The 17860-nt window shown below is 66.8% G+C and carries 15 protein-coding genes and 1 pseudogene; 10 read left to right on the top strand and 6 right to left on the bottom strand.

Features of this window, described 5'->3' with window-relative positions; genetic code table 11:
- Positions 1-14: 14 nt before the first annotated feature.
- Positions 15-1466, bottom strand: coding sequence for an Asp-tRNA(Asn)/Glu-tRNA(Gln) amidotransferase subunit GatA (gene gatA / locus AX284_RS04270; RefSeq protein WP_068383741.1), 1452 nt, complete (start codon positions 1464-1466; stop codon positions 15-17).
- An 8-nt stretch (positions 1467-1474) separates the two neighbouring features.
- On the bottom strand, positions 1475-1762 hold the full coding sequence (gene gatC, locus AX284_RS04265) for an Asp-tRNA(Asn)/Glu-tRNA(Gln) amidotransferase subunit GatC (RefSeq protein ID WP_017642385.1): 288 nt from the start codon (positions 1760-1762) through the stop codon (positions 1475-1477).
- A 232-nt stretch (positions 1763-1994) separates the two neighbouring features.
- Here gatC and mreB point away from each other — a divergent pair, with 232 nt between their 5' ends.
- The 8 genes and pseudogenes from mreB to tldD all read left to right on the top strand — a co-directional run bounded on the left by mreB (position 1995) and on the right by tldD (position 13308).
- Positions 1995-3032: a rod shape-determining protein MreB gene (gene mreB, locus AX284_RS04260; RefSeq protein ID WP_007159533.1), complete on the top strand. Its 1038-nt coding sequence runs from the start codon at positions 1995-1997 to the stop codon at positions 3030-3032.
- Positions 3033-3158: 126 nt separating this feature from the next.
- Positions 3159-4127, top strand: a pseudogene (gene mreC / locus AX284_RS04255) (rod shape-determining protein MreC); the annotation flags it as partial.
- 206 nt (positions 4128-4333) lie between these two features.
- Positions 4334-4822 carry a rod shape-determining protein MreD gene (gene mreD, locus AX284_RS04250; protein WP_017642382.1) on the top strand — a complete coding sequence of 163 codons (489 nt, stop codon included), beginning with the start codon at positions 4334-4336 and terminating at the stop codon, positions 4820-4822.
- A gap of 63 nt (positions 4823-4885) precedes the next feature.
- Positions 4886-5488: a Maf family protein gene (locus AX284_RS04245; RefSeq protein ID WP_017642381.1), complete on the top strand. Its 603-nt coding sequence runs from the start codon at positions 4886-4888 to the stop codon at positions 5486-5488.
- Positions 5489-5549: 61 nt separating this feature from the next.
- Positions 5550-7004 carry a ribonuclease G gene (rng, locus tag AX284_RS04240; protein ID WP_017642380.1) on the top strand — a complete coding sequence of 485 codons (1455 nt, stop codon included), beginning with the start codon at positions 5550-5552 and terminating at the stop codon, positions 7002-7004.
- A 12-nt stretch (positions 7005-7016) separates the two neighbouring features.
- A complete protein-coding gene (locus AX284_RS04235) occupies positions 7017-10853 on the top strand; it encodes a YhdP family protein (protein WP_068383783.1) in 3837 nt (1278 codons plus the stop codon).
- 58 nt (positions 10854-10911) lie between these two features.
- Positions 10912-11751, top strand: coding sequence for a carbon-nitrogen hydrolase family protein (locus tag AX284_RS04230; RefSeq protein ID WP_068383736.1), 840 nt, complete (start codon positions 10912-10914; stop codon positions 11749-11751).
- Positions 11752-11862: 111 nt separating this feature from the next.
- The gene (tldD, locus tag AX284_RS04225) at positions 11863-13308 is read left to right on the top strand and encodes a metalloprotease TldD (RefSeq protein WP_068383735.1); all 1446 of its coding nucleotides are present in this window, start codon (positions 11863-11865) and stop codon (positions 13306-13308) included.
- A gap of 35 nt (positions 13309-13343) precedes the next feature.
- Here the strand turns inward: tldD and yjgA are convergent, their stop codons facing one another.
- Positions 13344-13868, bottom strand: coding sequence for a ribosome biogenesis factor YjgA (gene yjgA / locus AX284_RS04220; protein ID WP_017642376.1), 525 nt, complete (start codon positions 13866-13868; stop codon positions 13344-13346).
- A 92-nt stretch (positions 13869-13960) separates the two neighbouring features.
- Here yjgA and pmbA point away from each other — a divergent pair, with 92 nt between their 5' ends.
- On the top strand, positions 13961-15310 hold the full coding sequence (gene pmbA, locus AX284_RS04215; protein ID WP_017642375.1) for a metalloprotease PmbA: 1350 nt from the start codon (positions 13961-13963) through the stop codon (positions 15308-15310).
- 223 nt (positions 15311-15533) lie between these two features.
- A complete protein-coding gene (locus AX284_RS04210; protein ID WP_017642374.1) occupies positions 15534-16148 on the top strand; it encodes a superoxide dismutase in 615 nt (204 codons plus the stop codon).
- Positions 16149-16219: 71 nt separating this feature from the next.
- Here AX284_RS04210 and AX284_RS04205 read toward each other — a convergent pair whose 3' ends face one another.
- The 3 genes from AX284_RS04205 to ptsN are packed head-to-tail and all read right to left on the bottom strand — an operon-like array spanning position 16220 to position 17844.
- Complete coding sequence (locus AX284_RS04205; protein ID WP_059314022.1) at positions 16220-16492, bottom strand: HPr family phosphocarrier protein; 273 nt, start codon at positions 16490-16492, stop codon at positions 16220-16222.
- Between the two features lie 31 nt (positions 16493-16523).
- Complete coding sequence (rapZ, locus tag AX284_RS04200; protein WP_017640050.1) at positions 16524-17378, bottom strand: RNase adapter RapZ; 855 nt, start codon at positions 17376-17378, stop codon at positions 16524-16526.
- Between the two features lies 1 nt (position 17379).
- Positions 17380-17844: a PTS IIA-like nitrogen regulatory protein PtsN gene (gene ptsN, locus AX284_RS04195; protein WP_017640051.1), complete on the bottom strand. Its 465-nt coding sequence runs from the start codon at positions 17842-17844 to the stop codon at positions 17380-17382.
- Between the last annotated feature and the right edge of the window lie 16 nt (positions 17845-17860).

The raw sequence follows: 17860 nt of genomic DNA, 5'->3' as shown, positions 1-17860 counted from the left end.
GTCTCTATCCTTCCTCAGAAGCCGCTCGGCGCCTGGCGATGCCAGTCGCTGACCTGCTGGTACTGGTGGGCGACGTTGAGTAGCCGGCCTTCCTGGAAATAGTTGCCGAGCAGCTGCACGCCCACCGGCAGGCCGTCGACGAAGCCGGCCGGCATCGACAGGCCGGGGATGCCGGCGAGGTTGGCGGCGATGGTGTAGAGGTCTTCGAGGTAGGCGGAGACCGGATCGTTGCTCTTCTCGCCGAGTTTCCAGGCCAGGTTCGGCGTGGTCGGGCCGAGGATGACGTCGACCTCGGCGAAAGCCGCGACGAAGTCGTTCTTGATCAGCCGGCGGATGCGCTGGGCCTTGAGGTAGTAGGCGTCGTAGTAGCCGGCCGACAGGGCATAGGTGCCGACCATGATGCGCCGCTTCACCTCGGCGCCGAAGCCTTCACCACGGGACCTCTTGTAGAGATCCTCCAGGTTGACCGGGTTCTCGCAGCGATAGCCGAAGCGCACGCCGTCGAAGCGCGACAGGTTGGAGCTGGCCTCGGCCGGGGCGATGACGTAGTAGGCCGGAATCGCGTGCTGCAGCGTGGGCAGGGAGATGCCCTTGACGGTGGCGCCGAGCTTTTTCAGCGCCTCGACCACGGCCAGCACCTTGTCACCGATGCGGGCATCCAGCCCGGCGCCGAAGTATTCCCGCGGCAGGCCGATGCGCAGGCCGGTCAGCGGCTGCTGCAGGGCGGCGCGGTAGTCGTCCACCGGCTGGTCGACGCTGGTGGAGTCCTTGGGATCGAAGCCGGCCATGGCCTGCAGCAGCAGGGCGCAATCCTCGGCGGTGCGGGCCAGGGGGCCGCCCTGGTCGAGGCTGGAGGCGTAGGCGATCATGCCCCAGCGCGAGACGCGGCCATAGGTGGGCTTGATGCCGGTGAGGTTGGTCAGGGCCGCCGGTTGGCGGATCGAGCCGCCGGTGTCGGTGCCGGTGGCAGCCGGCAGCAGGCGCGCGGCCACGGCCGCGGCGGAACCGCCGGAGGAGCCACCCGGGACGCGGGTGAGGTCCCAGGGATTCTTCACCGGGCCGTAATGGCTGGATTCGTTGGCCGAGCCCATGGCGAATTCGTCCATGTTGAGCTTGCCGAGGGAAACGGTACCGGCCGCGGCCAACCGCTCCACCACGGTGGCGTCATAGGGCGCCTTGAAGCCGGTGAGGATCTTCGAGCCGCAGCTGGTGAGCACCCCCTGGGTGCAGAACAGGTCCTTGTGGGCGAGGGGCGCACCGAGCAGGGCGCCGGTCTCGCCCGCGGCGCGGCGGGCGTCGGCGGCGCGGGCCTGGGCCAGGGCCGCATCGGCGGTCACGGTGATGAAGCTGTTTAGCTGGGGATCGAGCTGCTCGATCCGCTGCAGCAGGCCGCGGGTCAATTCCTCGGCGGAAAAATCCTTCGCGGCCAGGGCGGCGGCGATCTCGGTCAGGGTCAGCTGATGCATGTCGTGTCTCACTCGATCACCTTGGGGACCAGGTACAGGCCGGCTTCCACCGCCGGGGCGATCGCCTGGTAGGCCGCGCGCCGGTCGCCTTCGGTGGCCTGGTCGGGGCGCAGCCGCTGGGTGGCTTCCAGCGGGTGGGCGAGGGGATCGATACCCGTGGTGTCCACGGCCTGCATCTGGTCGACGAGGCCGAGGATGTCGTTGAGGGTAGCGGTGGTAGCGGCGAGATCCGCTTCATCGAGACCCAGACGGGCCAGGTGAGCGATCTTTTCGACGTCGGTGCGTTCGAGCGCCATCGGCTTCTCCAAGCAGGAAGGCGGCGTGACCCGGTTGGCGGCCGCGTATGCTGGAGACGGGCTGGGCGGGTCGGGCGCCGCGTTGAACAGGGGCTTAACGGCCCGGAAAAGCTCTCAATCTAGCATATCGGCGCCTTGCCCTAAATCCCTGCGATTGTTAGAGTCTGCCGCACTTTTTTACCCGCACGTTTGTCCTGTCGCGTGCCTGCTTGTCACCGCCTAGGGTCACCTCATGTTCAAGAAATTGCGTGGCATGTTCTCCAGCGATCTGTCGATCGACCTGGGAACCGCCAACACCCTGATTTATGTCCGCGAGCGTGGCATCGTGCTCAACGAGCCGTCCGTCGTCGCCATTCGTACCCATGGCAACCAGAAGAGCGTCGTCGCCGTCGGTACCGACGCCAAGCGCATGCTCGGTCGGACGCCGGGCAACATTTCCGCCATTCGCCCGATGAAGGACGGTGTCATCGCCGACTTCAGCGTCTGCGAAAAGATGTTGCAATACTTTATCAACAAGGTGCACGAGAACAGCTTCCTGCAGCCCAGTCCGCGGGTGCTGATCTGCGTGCCCTGCAAGTCGACCCAGGTCGAGCGTCGCGCCATTCGCGAATCCGCGCTGGGCGCCGGTGCCCGCGAGGTGTTCCTGATCGAGGAGCCCATGGCCGCAGCCATCGGCGCCGGTCTGCCGGTCGAGGAAGCCCATGGTTCCATGGTCGTCGACATCGGTGGCGGCACCACCGAGATCGCGCTGATCTCGTTGAACGGCGTGGTCTATGCCGAATCCGTCCGCGTCGGCGGTGATCGCTTCGACGAAGCCATCGTCACCTACGTGCGTCGCAACTACGGCAGCCTGATCGGCGAATCCACCGCCGAGCGCATCAAGCAGGAAATCGGCACCGCCTATCCGGGCGGCGAGGTCCGCGAGATCGACGTCCGTGGCCGCAACCTGGCCGAAGGCGTACCGCGCAGCTTCACCCTCAATTCCAACGAGGTGCTCGAAGCCATGCAGGAATCCCTGGCGACCATCGTCCAGGCGGTCAAGAGCTGCCTGGAGCAGTCGCCGCCGGAACTGGCCTCCGACATCGCCGAGCGCGGCCTGGTGCTGACCGGTGGTGGCGCGCTGCTGCGCGACCTGGACAAGCTGCTGTCGCTGGAAACCGGGCTGCCGGTGATCGTCGCCGAAGACCCGCTGACCTGCGTGGCTCGTGGCGGCGGCAAGGCGCTGGACATGATGGATCGCCACGCCATGGACCTGCTGTCCACCGAATAAGGCAGTTCCAGGCTACAGGCCCCGCTCCGGCTGTACCTGGCGGCCGGAGCGCTGGGCGCGTTCTGCGAGGAACTCACCATCAAGCCGATTTTCAGCAAAAGCCCGGCGCTGGGCATTCGTCTGCTGATCCTGGCCGCCCTTTCGGTGGGTGTCATGGTCACCGACGCGCGCTTCGACTACCTGAAACCGGTACGCAGCGAACTGGCGCTGGTCCTCTCGCCCCTCTATGAGGTGGCGGGCTTTCCCCTGCGCGCCTGGGAAGGCGTCAGCGATCAGTTTTCCAGCCGCACCGAGCTGATGGCGGAAAACGAGCGTCTCAAGGCCGAACAGCTGCTGCTGCAACGCCGCCTGCAGAAACTCGCCGCCCTCACCGAACAGAACGTGCGTCTGCGCGAACTGCTCAATTCCGCCGCCCTGGTGGACGACAAGGTGCTGGTCGGTGAACTGATCGGTGTCGACCCCAATCCCTATACCCATCGCATCATCATCGACAAGGGCGCGAAGGACGGCGTCTTCGTCGGCCAGCCGGTGCTCGACGCCAGCGGCCTGATGGGCCAGGTGGTGGAAGTGATGCCCTATTCGGCGCGCGTCCTGCTGCTCACCGACGTGACCCACAGCATTCCGGTGCAGGTCAATCGCAACGGCCTGCGCGCCATTGCCGTCGGCACCGGCAACCCCGAGCGCCTGGAACTGCGCTATGTGGCCGACACCGCCGACATCAAGGAAGGCGATCTGCTGGTGAGTTCCGGCCTGGGGCAGCGCTTCCCGGCCGGCTATCCGGTGGCCACGGTATCCAAGGTGATCCACGATTCGGGGCAACCCTTCGCCGTGGTGCGCGCCATTCCCACCGCCAAGCTCAATCGCAGTCGCTACATGCTGCTGGTGTTCAGCGATACCCGCACCCCCGAGCAGCGCGCCAATGACGCTGCCGAGGCGCAGGAAGCCGCGGATCGCCACGCGGCCCAGCGTCCGGCCGCCCCGGCGAATCCGCCCCCGGCCGGGGCCTCTGCCGCGCAACCGGCGGCAGCCAACGCCACGCCGGCGCCCGCGGCCACCACGGGCAGTCGCACCGCGATCCCCACCAAGCCGCCGGCAGCGGCCCAGGGCAGTAGCGCGACTCATCCCGCCACGCCGACCAAGCCTCCGGCGAACGCCAACGGCAGCACCGCTCATCCGGCCACCGCCACCAAGCCACCCGTCCACGGGGCGACCGGTACCTCTGGGCAACCGGCGGCGGGCAGTCAGGCGCCAGGCCGCACTCAGCAACCCGCACCGGAACTGCCGGACGAGGGTGATCGTTGATGGCGCTGCGCATCGGCCACAAGGGGTGGGTAATCTGGCTCACCCTGCTGGTCGGCTTGCTGCTGTCCGTCGCGCCCATGCCGGAATTCATGGAGATCGGCCGCCCGCTGTGGCTGGCCATGCTGCTGACCTTCTGGACCCTGACCCTGCCGCATCGCGTCGGTCTGTTCACCGCCTGGGTGATGGGCATCGCCGAAGACGTGCTCTATGGCAACCTGCTGGGCCAGACCGCCCTGGTGCTGAGTCTGGTGGTGTTCCTCGTCCGCTCCCTGGCGCAGCGATTGCGCGCCTTTCCCATCTGGCAACAGAGCTTCGTGCTGCTGGTGATCTACGGCATCGCCCAGCTGCTGGCACTGTGGCTCAACGCCCTGGCCGGCAGCCGACCTCCGACCCTGGTGTTTCTCACTCCCTCGCTGGTCAGCGCGCTGCTCTGGCCATGGATCTATCTATTGCTCCGCGGGCTGCGCCTCAGATTCGGCGTCAACTGAACTGGTTTCGCGGGTCCCGGACTGGCATGCTCCCGTCATCTTCCTGTCGTCTGGTCGTCGTCGATGCCCCAGCTCTACCTTGCCTCCGCTTCGCCTCGTCGCGCCGAACTGCTCGAACAGATCGGCGTCGCCTTTCAGAAGGTCGCTGCGGCGGTGGACGAAACCCCCCATCCCGGCGAGGCGGCGGACGCCTATGTCGAGCGCCTGGCGCGGGCCAAGGCGGCGATGGGCTGGCAGGTGCTGGCCGGTGCCTCCGCCGGCTGCGTGCTGGGCGCCGACACCTGCGTGGTGCTCGATGACCAGCTGCTCGGCAAGCCCCGGGATCGCGCCGACGCCCTGGCCATGCTCGCCGCCCTCAGCGGGCGCCGACACCGGGTGGTGACCGGCGTCGCCGTCGCCGATGGCGAGCGCTGCCTGAGTCGCGTCGTATCCGCCGAGGTGGAATTCCGCCCCCTGGCGCCCGGGGAGGCCGAACGCTACTGGGACACCGGCGAGCCGGCCGACAAGGCTGGCAGCTACGCCATCCAGGGCGCCGGCGCGGTCTTCGTGCGTGGCCTGCAGGGTAGCTACAGCGCCGTCGTAGGGCTGCCGCTGTGCGAAACCGCGGAACTGCTGAGCGCTTTCGCCATCCCTTGTTGGCGGTCTGTCGGACGGCCGACCATCTAGTCCTGAGGCGCCTGGCGCCTTGGTCCCCTTTCTGCCCTTCCACGTCGTCCAAGAGTCCTCCATGAGCGAAGAGATCCTCATCAACATCACTCCCATGGAGTCCCGTGTCGCCGTCGTGGAAAACGGTGTGCTGCAGGAGGTGCACGTCGAGCGCACCCTGAGACGCGGCATCGTCGGCAACATCTATCGCGGCCGGGTGGTGCGGGTGCTGCCGGGCATGCAAGCGGCCTTCGTCGACATCGGCCTGGCCCGCGCGGCCTTCATCCATGCCGCCGAGATCTCCCAGCGCGAAGGCGCGGCGGTGGAGAGCATCAATGCTCTGGTGCGCGAGGGCCAGACCCTGGTGGTCCAGGTCACCAAGGATCCCATCGGTACCAAGGGCGCGCGCCTCACCACCCATCTGTCCATCCCCTCGCGCTACCTCGTCTATATGCCACGCACCTCCCACGTTGGTATCTCGCTGAAGATCGAGGACGAAGCCGAGCGCGAGCGGCTCAAGGCGATCATGGCGCGCTGCGTGGAGAGCGAGGGCATCGAGCACGAAGGCGGCTTCATCCTGCGCACCGCCGCCGAGGCGGCGCGCGAAGAAGACATCCTGGCCGATATCCGCTATCTGCGGCGGCTCTGGCAGCAGATCTCCGGCAACCTCCAGGGGCCGACGCCGGTGCCCATCTACGAAGACCTGACCCTGGCCCTGCGCGCCCTGCGCGATCTGGTCGGGCCGCGCACGGAAAAGATCCGCGTCGACAGCCGCGAGAATTTCCAGCGCATCGGCCAGTTCGTCGAGGAGCTGATGCCCGAGGTGGCGACCCGGCTGGAGCACTATCCGGGCGAACGGCCGATCTTCGACCTCTATGGCGTGGAAGACGAGATCCAGAAGGCTCTGGAGCGCAAGGTGCTGCTCAAGTCCGGTGGCTATCTGGTGATCGACCCCACCGAGGCGATGACCACCATCGACGTCAATACCGGCGCCTTCGTCGGTCATCGCAATCTGGAAGAGACCATCTTCAAGACCAATCTGGAGGCGGCCACCGCTATCGCTCGCCAACTGCGGCTGCGTAATCTCGGTGGCATCATCATCATCGATTTCATCGACATGGAAGACGAAGAGCACCAGCGCCAGGTGATCCGCACCCTGGAAAAGCAGCTCGAACGCGACCATGCCAAGACCAACATCATCGGCATCACCGAGCTGGGTCTCCTGCAGATGACCCGCAAGCGCACCCGCGAGAGCCTTTCCCAGGTGCTCTGCGAGCCCTGCGCCAACTGCCAGGGGCGCGGCATTCTGCGTACCGCCGAGACCATCTGCTACGAGATCTTCCGCGAGATCCTGCGCGAGGCGCGGGCCTACCAGGCCAATTCCTATCTGGTGCTGGCCAACCAGAAGGTAGTGGATCGGCTGCTGGACGAGGAGTCAGGCAACGTCGCCGATCTCGAAGCCTTCATCGGCCGTACCGTCAAATTCCAGGTGGAGACCATGTATTCCCAGGAGCAGTACGATGTCGTGCTGCTCTAGGTCCGCGCCTTGATGGCCCTGTTCAAGCGCGGCGCGCTGGCTCTGGCGCTGCTGCTGCTCGTCCTGGTGACCCTCTATATGGGCCTGGGGCGGCTGCTCATGCCCTGGGTCGGCGAATACCGCAACGAAGTCGAGACGCGCGCCGCCGCTGCCCTGGGCGAACCGGTGCGCCTGGGGCGACTCGAGGGGCGCTGGGCCCGCTGGAATCCGGTGCTGATCCTGCGCGACCTGAGTCTCGGACGCGGCGAAGGTACGGTGCAGCTGGATCATCTCAAGGTGGTGCCGGATGTCCTTGGCAGCCTCTGGCATCGCCAGCTGCGGCTCAAGTCCGTGCAGATCGACGGGGTCCATCTGGTGCTGGAGGAGGATGCCCAGGGGCACTGGCAACTGCGCGGCCTGCCGCCGCGCGCGCCGGATGCCAAGCCCTTCGATCCGGGTCCCGTGCTCGATGGCCTGGCGCGGCTGGGCCATGCCAGTCTGCTGGACAGTCAGCTCAGTCTGATCCCCCAGCAGGGTTCCCCGGTGACCCTGAGGTATGCCGAGGCCAGCCTGTCCCGGCAGCTCAGCGGCGCCCTGGAATTGGCGACGCGTTTCCGCCTGCCCGATGGCGGCACGGTCGCGGCGCACTTCAGCGCCATGCCACGTCCTGAGGACTGGCGCGCCAGTGGGCTGGAAGGCTATGTCAGTTTGCCCGCCAGCGACTGGTCCCGCTGGGTCCCGGGCACCCTGACCCGACAATGGCAATTGCGCCGTGCCCAGGCGGAAGGCGAGCTCTGGTTCGCCTGGGCCGAAGGGCGGTTGCAACGTTCCCACCTGCGCCTGAAGGCGGATGAACTGACCCTCGCCTATGCCGACCATACCCCGGTGCGACTGCAGGCCCTGACCCTGGACGCCGACCAGCAGGCCGGCGATGCCAACCGGTACAACGGGGCTCTGGCGCTTAAGACCCAACTCGACGGCAAACCGCTGGAGGCACGCTATGGTCTGGGCTATGACAGCACCGCCCAGCACCTGCAGGTCCGTGGCGACCAGTTGGATCTCAAGCAGGCTGCCCGGCTGGCCCGGGACCTGGCGCCCTTGCCGGCGCCGGTGGTCCAGGCGCTCCAGGCGTTGGCGCCCCATGGCCAGCTGCGCAATCTCAACGCCGACTTGTATCTGCAGAAGCCACTGCGCGAGCGGCTTTCCTATGCGGCCAACCTGGAGCGGGTGGGCTTTGCCGCCTATCGTGGCGCCCCGGCCGCCGAGGGCGTCACCGGCAGCCTGAGCGGCAGCCTGGGCGGTGGCGAATTGCGCCTGGACAGCTCCGACTTCATGCTGCACCTGAGCGATCTCTTCCCTGAGCCCTGGCGCTATCGCACCGCCAAGGCGCGGCTGACCTGGAGTCTCGACGACCAGCGTTTCACCCTGGGCAGTGCCTTGATGCAGGTCACCGGGCCGGAGGGCGCGGCCAGTGGCGACATGCACATCCAGCTTGGCCTGCATCCGGAGGTGGACAGCTACATGGACCTGCGCGTCGGCCTCAAGGATGGCGACGCCAGCTACACCCGCAAGTACCTGCCGACCAAGCTGCCGGCCACGGATTTCAGCCCGGAGCTGGCCCAGTGGCTGACCACCGCCATCGTCGGCGGCCGCATCGACGAGGCCATCTACCAGTACCAGGGCTCCCTGCGCCACGGCTCGCCCGCGCACTCGCGCACCATGAGTCTGTTCTTCCGCGTGCACGACGCCCAGCTGGCCTATCAGCCAGGCTGGCCCGCTCTGCGCGAGGCGCGTGGCGATGTCTTCATCGAAAGCGACGGGGTCAAGGTCCAGGTCCCCGAGGGACGCATTCTCGACACCCGGGTCAGAGACGTTGAGGCGCGCATCCCGCTGCTGCACGATGGCAGCGCGCCGCATCTGCGTCTCTCCGCCCGACTCGACAGCAGCGTGCGCGATGGCCTGAAGATCCTCCAGGATACGCCGCTGCCGACCGCCAAGGTCTTTGCCGGCTGGAAGGGCGAGGGTGCGCTGAACAACAGCAGCCTCAATCTGGACATCCCCCTGGCCAAGGGGCAGCCACCGGCGGTGGTGGTCGAGCTGACGCCGGACAAGGCGCGCCTGGAACTGGCCGATCCCCAACTGACCCTCACCGACCTGCGCGGCAGCTTTCGCTACGACACTCGCAGCGGCCTCAGCGCCCCCGACATCCAGGCGCGGGTCTTCGACCAGCCCATCCGCGGTCAGGCGCTGGCCGAGGGCAAGCCCGACGATCCCCGCACCCGACTGGTGGTGGACGGCCGCGTCGACGTCGACCAGCTGGCGCGTTGGCTGGGTAGCGAAGGGCGACCCCTTCCGGCGCGTGGCCTGCTCGGTTATCGCCTCGGCCTGACCCTCGCCGAGCACAGCGAACTGGCCGTCACCTCGGATCTGCGCGGGGTGACCATCGAGCTGCCGGCACCCTTCGGCAAGAGCGCCGAGGAGACGCGCGAAGGCTTCTTCAGCCTGGCGCTCAACGATGGCGAGCGCCGGGTGGAGGCGACCTACAAGGGCCTCGCCGATGCCGTGCTGATGCTCGATCCCAAGGCCATCGCCAAGGGCCGCGGCGAGATCGTGCTGGGGGGCGGCACCGCCAATTTGCCCACTGCCCCCGGCTACGACCTGCGCGGGCAACTGGCGGAATTCGATCTGGCCGCCTGGCAGGACGTCTACCAGCGCTTTGGCAAGGCCAGTGCCGGTGGCGGTGGTAGCGCAGGGCAGGGCGGTGGCAATACCCTGGACATCTCCAGCCTCGGGCGGGGTGATCTCAGCTTCGGGCGCTTCCTGGCCTTCGGTCAGCAGATCGACAACCTGCGCCTCACCTACGAACCCCTGGGTATTGCCTGGCAACTCGGCCTGGCCAGCCAGACCATCGCGGGCCAGGTGCGCATTCCCCGCCAGACCGGGCAGCCGATCGACATCAATCTGCAACACCTGCGCATTCCCCAGACGCCGGCGGATCCCTCGGTGGCAAGCGAGGCGCCACGTCCCGATCCCCTGGCCGACGTCGATCCGCGCGCCCTGCCAGCGCTGAATCTGGCCATCGATCGTCTGGAACTGGGTGGTCGCCTGGTCGGCGCCCAGCGCCTGCAGCTCAGGCCTTCGCCGTCAGGCGCCAATTTCAATGCCCTGGATCTCGACCTGCGGGGCCTCAAGGTCATGGGCGCCCTGCGTTGGGAAGGCGCACCGGGTGCGACCCACAGCTACTACCAGGGACGTCTGTCTGGCGGCAACATCGCCGACATCCTGCTGGGCTGGAATTTCGCCTCCAGCGTCACCAGTCGTGATTTCCGCCTGGATGCCCGGGTCGACTGGCCTGGCTCGCCGGCCCATGTCGCCCTGGCCCGACTCAATGGCAGTCTCGATGCCCGCTTCAACGATGGCCAGCTGCGCCAGGTGGAAGGCACGGCTTCGGCGCTACGCATCTTCGGCCTGCTCAACTTCGAGTCCATCCGCCGCCGCCTGCGCCTGGACTTCTCCGATCTGTTCGGCAAGGGCCTGAGCTACGACAGCATCACCGGCGTGCTCGACGCCCAGCAGGGCGCCTTCCGCACCCGCAAGCCCATCAGCCTCAGCGGGCCGGGTGCCGAGATGAGTCTGCAGGGCCTGTTGGACATGGCCAGCAACCGGGTCGACGCCAACCTCAAGGTCGGGCTGCCGGTCAGCAACTCCCTGCCGCTGGCCGCCCTGATCGCCGGGGCACCCGCCATCGGTGGCGCGCTGTTTATCGTCGATCGGCTGATTGGCGACCGCATCACCCGCATGGCCAGCATCAACTATCACATCGAAGGCCCCTGGCAGAATCCAACCATGACCACGGGCAAGCGCGATTGAGCATTGCCCTGCGGTCGCCCCGCTGCTTAGGATGGACGCTTCCTTCTGGAGTGCCTGCATGTCCATAGCCATCCTGCAGATGGTCAGCGGCCCCGCGGTGGCGGCCAATCTGCGCGCTGCCGAGCGACTGCTCGAACGCGCCGCCAACGCGGGTGCGCAACTGGCGGTGCTGCCGGAAAACTTCGTCGCCATCGGCCATTCGGCTCCCGCCGAACTGGCCCGAGCGGAGGCGCTCGGCGAGGGTGAGATCCTGCCCTGGCTGTCCAGCCAGGCGCGTGAACGAGGCCTCTGGCTGCTCGCCGGCACCCTGCCGCTGCTGCCCGACGGCGCCACCGAAGGCAAGCCCTGTGCCTGCTCGCTGCTGTATGACGACCGGGGACAGCGCATCGCCCGCTACGACAAGTTGCACCTCTTCGATGCCGACGTCAGCGACAGCCAGGGCAGCTATCGCGAATCCGATCACTATGCCGCCGGTGAAACCCTCACGGTGGTGGATACCCCGGTCGGCCGCCTGGGCCTGACCGTCTGCTACGACCTGCGCTTTCCCGAACTCTACGGCGCCCTGCGCGCTGCCGGTGCGGAGCTGATCAGCGCCCCCTCGGCCTTTACCGTGCCGACCGGCCAGGCCCACTGGGAGCTGCTGCTGCGCGCCCGGGCGGTGGAGACCCAGAGCTATCTGCTGGGCGCCGCCCAGGGCGGTGTCCACGCCAATGGCCGCACGACCTGGGGCCACGCCATGGCCGTGGATCCCTGGGGCGAGATCCTGGCCGTCCAGGCCAGCGGCGAGGCGGTGCTGCTCATCGAACGCGATGCCGAGCGCCAGGCCGAGTTGCGGCGGCGGATGCCCGTTACCCAGCACCGCCGCTTCGCACCGGCGCGCCTGGCCGAACGGCAATGACGGCCATTGGTCTTTTGCATCAGGGACCCGAGACGTCCGCGAGTAGGCTAGAGGCCAGCTCGCGACCCCTTCATCGTTCCGACGCCCCTGTTGGCGTCGTCTGGAGTTTCCATGAGTGATTACCTGAATAGCGTCGGCTCGGCCCTGCTGGGTCCCGGCGGACTCGCGGTGGACGATCTGCAACCCGTGCTGCAGCGTCTGGCCGGGCCCGGCATCGACGCCGCCGACCTGTATTTCCAGAGCATCGTCTCCGAGTCCTGGCTGCTGGAAGACGGCATCGTCAAGGAAGGCGGCTTCCACCTCGACCAGGGCGTCGGGGTGCGGGCGCTGTCCGGCGAGAAGACCGGCTTCGCCTACAGCAACGCCATTACCGGCGAGGCCCTGGATCTGGCCGCCCAAGCCGCGCGTTCCATCTCCCGTAGCGGCGTCGAGGGCCAGGTCCAGGCATTTCGTGCGGTAGAACCCGCGCAGCGCCTCTATGGCCAGGACAATCCCCTCGATGTGCTGGATCGCGCTACCAAGGTCACCTTCCTGAAGCAGCTGGACGAGGCCACCCGCGCCCTGGATCCGCGCATCCAGCAGGTCACCATCAGCCTGGCCGGGGTCTGGGAGCGCACTCTGGTGGCCGCGGTCGACGGCACCCTCGCCGCCGATGTGCGCCCGCTGGTGCGCCTGGGCGTCAGCGTCATCGTCGAGCAGAACGGCCGCCGCGAGCGCGGCAACAGCGGTGGTGGTGGTCGCTGCAACTATCGTTACTTCCAGCGTGACGACCGCGCCCTGGGCTATGCCCGCGAAGCGGTCCGCCAGGCGCTGGTCAATCTGGAGGCCACCGCGGCCCCGGCCGGTACCCTGCCGGTGGTGCTGGGCGCCGGCTGGTCCGGCGTGCTGCTGCACGAAGCGGTCGGCCATGGCCTGGAAGGCGATTTCAACCGCAAGGGCAGCTCCAACTACAGCGGCCAGCTCGGGCGCCAGGTAGCCTCGTCGCTGTGCACCATCGTCGACGACGGCACCCTGCCGGATCGCCGTGGCTCCCTGTCCATCGACGACGAGGGCACGCCCAGCGACTACAACGTGCTGATCGAGAACGGCATCCTCAAGGGCTACATGCAGGACAAGCTCAACGCCCGGCTGATGGGCGTGGCGCCCACCGGCAATGGTCGCCGCGAGTCCTATGCCCACCTGCCCATGCCGCGCATGACCAACACCTACATGCTCGCCGGCCAGAGCGATCCGGCCGAGATCATCGCCTCGGTGGAGAAGGGCATCTATTGCGCCAGCCTGGGTGGCGGTCAGGTGGACATTACCAGTGGCAAGTTCGTCTTCACCACCAACGAGGCCTACCTGATCGAGAACGGCAAGCTCGGTCGTCCGGTGAAGGGCGCCACCCTGATCGGCAACGGACCCGAGGTCATGAACCGCGTGTCCATGGTCGGCAACGACCTGGCGCTGGATGCGGGGGTAGGGACCTGTGGCAAGGACGGCCAGTCACTGCCGGTGGGCGTGGGTCAGCCGACGCTGAAGATCGACGCCATCACCGTGGGCGGCACCGGCGCCTGATGCGGGCACCGGCCGTAGCCGTAGCGGACAGAAACCTAGCGCAGACCGCGCTGGGTTTCGTCGAGGGTGCGGATGTACTTGAAGACCTTGCGCGCCGCCGCGGGCGGCTTGTTGTGCGCCGCCTCGTGCTGGGCATGGCGCACCAGGCCGCGCAGATGCTGGCGATCGGTTTCCGGATACAGCGCCACGAAGGCCTCCAGCGCCTGGTCGCCCTCGGCGATCAAGCGGTCACGCCAGCGCTCCAGGGCGTGGAAGCGCTCGTTGTACTGCCGCGTCGAAGTGTCCATCTGGTCGGCCAGCGCCAGGATCGCTTCCAGGTCCTGGTCGCGCATCAGCTTGCCCAGGTACTGGACATGCCGTTTGCGCGCAATGTGGGTCTTGTGCTTGGGCGCCTCGGCCAGGGCCTTGCGCAGCGGATCGGTCAGCGGCAGGCGGTCCAGCTGCTCGGCCGGCAGCCCGGCCAGGCGCTCGCCCAGCTCCTGCAGCGCGTGCAGCTCGCGCTTGACCTGCGTCTTGCTCTTTTCGCCCAGCGGCGCGTCGTCGTCGTAAGAATCAACCATGAACTATGGGGTCCAGCTAAGAATGGGCGCCATCATAACGAGTTGCCGCACGGTTGTCCGGCCTGGCCGGCGCCGTCCGTAAGGAGAACGTCATGAATCGCAACGCCGCCGTGGGTCCCGCCGCGCTCCCCGAATTGCGCGAACAGGTCGAGGCCATCCTGGCCGAGGCCCGGCGCCAGGGCGCCAGTGCCGGTGAAGTGGCCGTCTCGGTCGACCAGGGCCTGTCCACCTCGGTCCGCAAGGGCGAGGTGGAAACGGTCGAATTCAATCGTGACCAGGGCTTCGGCATCACCCTCTATGCCGGTCAGCGCAAGGGCTCGGCCAGTACCTCCGCCACCGGCCCCGAGGCGATCCGCGAAACCGTGGCCGCGGCCCTGGCCATCGCCAAGCACACCTCGGAGGATCCCTGCGCGGGCCTGGCGGATGCCGAATTGATGGCACGCGGCGAGCTGCCCGATCTCGACCTCTATCATCCCTGGGACATTACTCCAGAGCAGGCCATTGAGCAGGCCCTGGCCTGTGAAGCGGCCGCCTATGCCGCCGACAGCCGCATCGGCAATGCCGACGGTACCACCCTCAATACCCACCAGAGCTGCCGGGTCTACGGCAACAGCCACGGTTTCGTCGGCGGCTACGCCAGCACCCGGCACAGCCTGAGCTGCGTGATGATCGCCGGCAGCGGCGAGGCCATGCAGCGCGACTACTACTACGACGTCAACCGCATCGGCAGCGAGCTGATGAGCGCCGAGGAGATCGGTCGCCGCGCCGCCGAGCGTGCCGTGAGTCGCCTGGGTGCCAGGCCGGTGCCCACCGCCAAGGTCCCGGTGCTGTTTTCCCCGGAAATGGCCGCCGGCCTGTTCGGCACCTTTCTCGCCGCCATTTCTGGTGGCAACCTCTATCGCAAGTCGTCCTTCCTCGAAGGCGCCCTGGGTCAGCAGGTGTTTCCCGACTGGCTGACCCTTGACGAGCGGCCGCACCTGCCGCGCGCCCTGGGCAGTGCCGCCTTCGATGGCGAAGGCCTGGCCACCTACGCCAAGCCCTTCGTCGAGAACGGCCAGCTGGTGTCCTATGTGCTCGGCAGCTATTCCGCGCGCAAGCTGGGCATGCAGAGCACCGCCAACGCCGGTGGCGTGCACAATCTCCACGTCAGTCATGGCACGGCCGACCAGGCCGAGCTGATCCGGCAGATGGGCACGGGCTTTCTGGTCACGGAAATGATGGGGCAGGGCACCAACCTGGTCACCGGCGACTACTCCCGAGGTGCCGGTGGCTTCTGGATCGAGAATGGCGAGATCCAGTTTCCGGTCCAGGAGGTCACCATCGCCGGTCGCCTCGGCGACATGTTCCGCCAGATCCTGGCCGTGGGCAGCGACGTGGAACGCCGCGGCAGTCTACGCACCGGCTCGGTGCTGATCGACGGCATGACCCTGGCGGGCAGCTAGAACTGCGGTTGGAGTTGTCGCGATGAGGAAAATCCCGTCGAACGGGAGACAGCCCACCCCGTTACTCGTTAGTATCCTAGCAATGCACTAGGACATAGCCGTGCGGTCGAATCCGTTGACCGGACGGCCCAGGCTTCACAGGATGCGCCCTCGCGCATCTGCCGTACTCCCCGGCGCCCTCGGGCGCTGGGTCCATACCAAAGCCACCATGGAGACAATCCGCATGCCGCATACTCTGCCTCAGCTGCCCTACGCCTACGACGCGCTGGAACCGCACGTCGATGCCCAGACCATGGAAATCCACCATACCAAGCATCACCAGACCTACATCAACAACCTGAACGCGGCGCTGGAAGGCACCGAGTTCGCCAACCTGTCGGCCGAAGACGTGGTTCGTCAACTGGACAAGCTGCCCCAGGACAAGCGCGGCGCCGTGCAGAACAACGGTGGCGGCCATGCCAACCACAGCCTGTTCTGGACCGTGATGGCCCCCAACGCCGGCGGCAAGCCCGAAGGCGCCCTGGCCGAAGCCATCGAGTCCCAGCTGGGTGGCTTCGATGCCTTCAAGGAAGCCTTCACCAAGGCGGCCCTGACCCGCTTCGGCAGCGGCTGGGCCTGGCTGAGCGTCACCCCCGAGAAGAAGCTGGTGGTCGAGAGCACCGGCAACCAGGACAGCCCGCTGATGACCGGCAATACCCCGATCCTCGGCCTGGACGTCTGGGAGCACGCCTACTACCTGCGCTACCAGAACCGTCGTCCCGACTACATCGGCGCCTTCTTCAACGTCATCAACTGGCCGGAAGTGTCCCGTCGCTACGAAGCGGCGCTGAACGCCTGAGTTGACGCCCCATAAAAAAAGCCGCCCTCGGGCGGCTTTTTTTATGGGATACGGCTGGAGCAGGGTGCTTATCACTCACCCTCGTCGAAGTAATTGTTGATCAGCTCGATCAGGGCGCGCATGGCCTCGTCGCTCTGTTCACCTTCGGTTTCCAGTTGCAGCACCGTGCCCTTGCCGGCGGCCAGCATCATGACCGCCATGATGCTCTTGCCATCGACTGGCGGCTCGCCACTACGGCCGACGCGAACGCTGGCGGGATAGCGGCCAGCCACGCCGACGAACTTGGCGGCGGCACGGGCGTGCAGACCCAGCTTGTTGATGATGGTGATCTGTTGGGCAGGCATTGAGTCTGTCCTTGTCGAAACGAAACGGGCGTCAAAGATCGCGGTGACGAATCTGGACGTTCTTGAGCAGGTCTTTGAGTTCGCGACCCAGGCGATCGGCCAGATAGACCGAACGGTGATGACCACCGGTACAGCCGATGGCCACGGTCACATAGGACCTGTTGTTGGCGGCGAAACGCGGCAGCCACTTCACCAGGTAATCGCGGATGTCATTGTACAGGGTCTCTACCTCGGGCTGTTGCTCGAGATACTCCCGCACCGGGGCGTCCAGTCCGGAAAAGTCGCGCAGGTCCGGTTTCCAATAGGGATTGGGCAGGAAGCGCACATCGAAGACCATGTCGGCATCCACCGGCAGGCCGCGCTTGAAGCCAAAGGACTCGACCAGGTAGGCGGTACCCGGCTCCGGCGCGTTCAGCAGGCGCAACTTGAGGATGTCGCGCAGCTGATAGAGATTCAGGTGGGTGGTATCGATCTTCAGGTCGGACAGATCGGCGATGGGCGACAGCAGCACCTGTTCGTCGTGAATGGCCTCGGCCAGGGATCTTTCCTGGTTGGATAGCGGATGCCGGCGGCGCGTCTCGGAAAAGCGCTTGAGCAGCGTCTGGTCATCGGCATCCAGATAGAGGATGTCACAGCGGATGTTGCGGCTGCGTACCTGTTCGAGCAATTCGGGAAAGCGCTGCAACTGGCTGGGCAGGTTGCGTGCATCGATGGACAGGGCGACCTTGGGCTGGGGCCGCTCCATGTCGGTCAGGGCGTGCTGGGCCAGCTCGGGTAGCAGACTGGCCGGCAGGTTGTCGATGCAATAGAAGCCATTGTCCTCAAGCACGTTGAGCGCCGTACTCTTGCCCGACCCGGAACGTCCGCTCACGATGATGAGGTGCATGTCAGTGTCCGCTCTGGGCCTCGACGACGATCTGATAGAGCGCCTGGCTGTCCTTGGCCTTGCGCAGTCGGTCGCGGATGTCGGCGCGATCCAGGATGCCGGCGATCTGGCGTAGCAGGGTGAGGTGTTGTTCGGTGGCCGCTTCCGGGACCAGCAGGACGAACACCAGGTCTACCGGGGCGCCGTCCAGGGAATCGAAGTCCACCGGCTGCTGCAGGTGGAAGAGTACGCACAGCGGTTGCTGCAGACCCGCCAGGCGGCAGTGGGGAATGGCGATGCCATTGCCGAACCCAGTGGAGCCCAGGCGTTCGCGCGCCATCAGGCATTCATGGATGTGCGCCGCATCATGGCCGGGCAGTTCCTGCGCGGCCAGCTCGGCGATGCGTTCCAATACGGCGGCTTTGCTGCCACCCGGCGCACCCGTCTGGGTACGGCCGGGGGTCAGGATGTTTTCGAGTTTGATCATAAAGCGGCGATCGAAC

This window comes from Pseudomonas sp. HUK17 (genome assembly GCF_001566765.1).
The sequence above is the reverse complement of the archived record's forward strand: the minus strand, read 5'-3'. Positions and strand labels throughout refer to the sequence as shown.